This window comes from Actinomycetota bacterium (assembly GCA_019347675.1).
Lineage (GTDB): Bacteria > Actinomycetota > Nitriliruptoria > Nitriliruptorales > JAHWKO01 > JAHWKW01.
The window spans coordinates 1-2,420 of sequence record JAHWKW010000065.1; the positions used below are offsets into that span (position 1 = coordinate 1).

The following is a 2,420-nucleotide window of genomic DNA, read 5'->3' on the forward strand; positions in this document are numbered from 1 at the left end:
TCAGCGATGCACTCGACGCGCTGGATCGAGCGCGTCAGCCACCCCAAGGGCGGTTGGCCGTACCTCAAGACACGCGTTACCTCCATAGGCGTACGTACGCGTGGGGTGAAGGGTGCGCTGTGACAACCGACTCCCCGACACGGAGCAGCCAGCGCACCGTCATGCCCTACCCCGACGCCGTACTCATCCGCCACGCCACCCCCGGCGACACCGACCAACTCATCCGGGTCGCCGCCCGCCACCACCAGCCCCCTATCCACGGCCCGGCCTTGATCGCCGAGGTCGACGGAGTGGCTCGCGCCGCGCTGGAGCTAGCCGACGGTCGAGTCGTCACCGACCCGTTCGTGCCCACCGCCGACGTCGTCGGGCTGCTGCAGATGCGCCTGCGGCAGCTCGCCGGCGTGTCGGGCGGCCGGTCGATGTTCGCGGCGCTGACCCACCTGCCGCGCCAGCGCAGCATGAAGAAGTCCTTGAATATCTTCTTGTGGGTGATCACGCCGGCGACCAGCGCCAGCGCGGTGAGCGCGAACAGTTCCACTGGGGACCCGTCGGGACGTCGTACTACACGCAGGTAGGATGAACGGCCGCATCCTACCTCCCGCGCCACAGGGTTCCCCGTGCTCAGGGTCCGTGTCACCCGCTGCCTCTTCGCGGCGATCGCGGCGGCTGGCACCGCAGTGGTGCTGCTGCTGGTCGCGGCCTCCCCGGCGTCCGCGCACGCGGCGTTCACGTCATCGACGCCTGAGCCGGGCACGCAGCTCGCGGCCGCGCCGGGGGCGGTGACGGTGCGGTTCTCCGAGCCGTTGAACCTTGATCTGTCGTCGTTGCGGGTGACCGATCCCGACGGGCGGGTGTGGGAGCGCACGTCGGCCGGGGACCGGAAGATGTCGGCGTCGCTGGATACCACCGCGCAGGGTGTGTACCTGGTCGAGTGGAAGACGGTCTCACCGCTGGACGGTCACACGTTGCGAGGCAGGTTCCGGTTCGGGGTTGGGGTCACCCCGGAGGAGGTCGAGCCAGTAACCGACGTGGAGCCGGGGACCTCCGACGTGGTGCTGGCGGTGGGCCGCGCCGTGGAGTACGTGGCGCTGCTGGTTCTGATCGGCATGTTCGTGGTCGCCCGGTTGGGACGCCGCGATCCACCGTTGGGCTGGGTACGTCCGCGTCGGCGTCGGCTGGTGGCCGTCGTCGCGTTGATGGCCGGGCTCGCCGTGGTGGGTGGCGAGGCGATGCTGGCTGCACCGTCGCCGTCGTGGGATGCGGTGGTCGGCTACCTGTCGGCGGAGCCCGGTGCCCCGCGGTTGGTGCGCTTGGCGGCAGAGGTGGTGGCGGTCGCTGCGGCCTTCTCCGGCGTCGGTTGGCTGGTGGCCGCTGGTGCAGCGGGCGCGTTTGGCGGGCTGGCAGCTGCCGGTCACGCCGCAGCGGTGGAGCCTGCCTGGTGGGGGATCTCGGCGGACGCGGTGCACCTGTGGGCAGCCGGGGTGTGGGCCGGAGGGATCCTGGCGATGGCCGTCCTGTCCCCGCCCGGCGGCTGGACCGGGGATGACGCACGGCAGCTGTTGGGCCGGTTCTCGCCGGTGGCGGTGCCCGCGTTCGTGGTGACGATCGCGGCCGGGACGCTGCGGGGTAGCCAGGAGCTGGTCGGACTGCGCGACCTGTGGGCGACCTCCTACGGGCAGGTGCTGTTGTTGAAGGTCCTGGCGGTGGCGGCGATGGTGCCGCTGTCGTGGCGGGCCTGGCGGCGACGGTCCCCACGTCCCCGCACGGAGAGCGTCCTGGCTATCGCGGCGGTCGCAGCCGCAGCGCTGCTCGCGGCCTATCCGGTCCCGCCGCAGCGGGCTGCCGAGGACGCCGCCCAGACCACAGGGATCGACTCGCCCGCCTACCCGCAGCAAGGCGATCTGACGCTGGCACGGACGACCGGTGACGTCGTCGTCGGACTCACGTTGCAGCCGGCACGGCCGGGACGCAACGACGTGCTCGTCTACCTCCTGCCACCCAGCGGACCCGAGGACGTCGGAGACATGGACGCCACGCTGCACATCGGCGACGAACAGCACCGGCTGGAACGCTGCGGTGTCGCCTGCCGCCGGACGGCGCTCGTCCTCGGCGGAGGTGAACGGATCCAGGTCACCGTGGACGGTGTGGACGGGGAACCGGCCACGTTCGAACTTCCGGCACTGCCCGCTCCAGACGGCACCGAGTTGGTCGAGGAGATGGCCGCGGCCATGGAGGAGCTCGACTCGCTGCGCTACGAGGAGACGTTCGGTCCGGCGGACCCGCCGATCCGCTCCGACGCGGCACTGGTGGCCCCCAACCGACTGCGATTCGAGGTGCACACCTACGGCCGCACCACCATCCGCATCGGAGACATCACCTACCGCCGCGAAGGAGACGAGCCGTGGACCGTCAACCGCGGG

The 2,420-nt window shown here is 71.2% G+C and carries 2 protein-coding genes; both read left to right on the top strand.

The window, feature by feature from the left end; translation table 11 throughout:
- Window positions 1–119 precede the first annotated feature (119 nt).
- Entirely contained in the window at window positions 120–575 is a 456-nt protein-coding gene (locus tag KY462_16870) for a hypothetical protein (GenBank protein MBW3579371.1), read from the top strand.
- A gap of 42 nt (window positions 576–617) precedes the next feature.
- Window positions 618–2,420 (top strand): copper resistance protein CopC/CopD (locus KY462_16875; GenBank protein ID MBW3579372.1); only part of this gene is annotated, 1,803 nt, incomplete at its 3' end.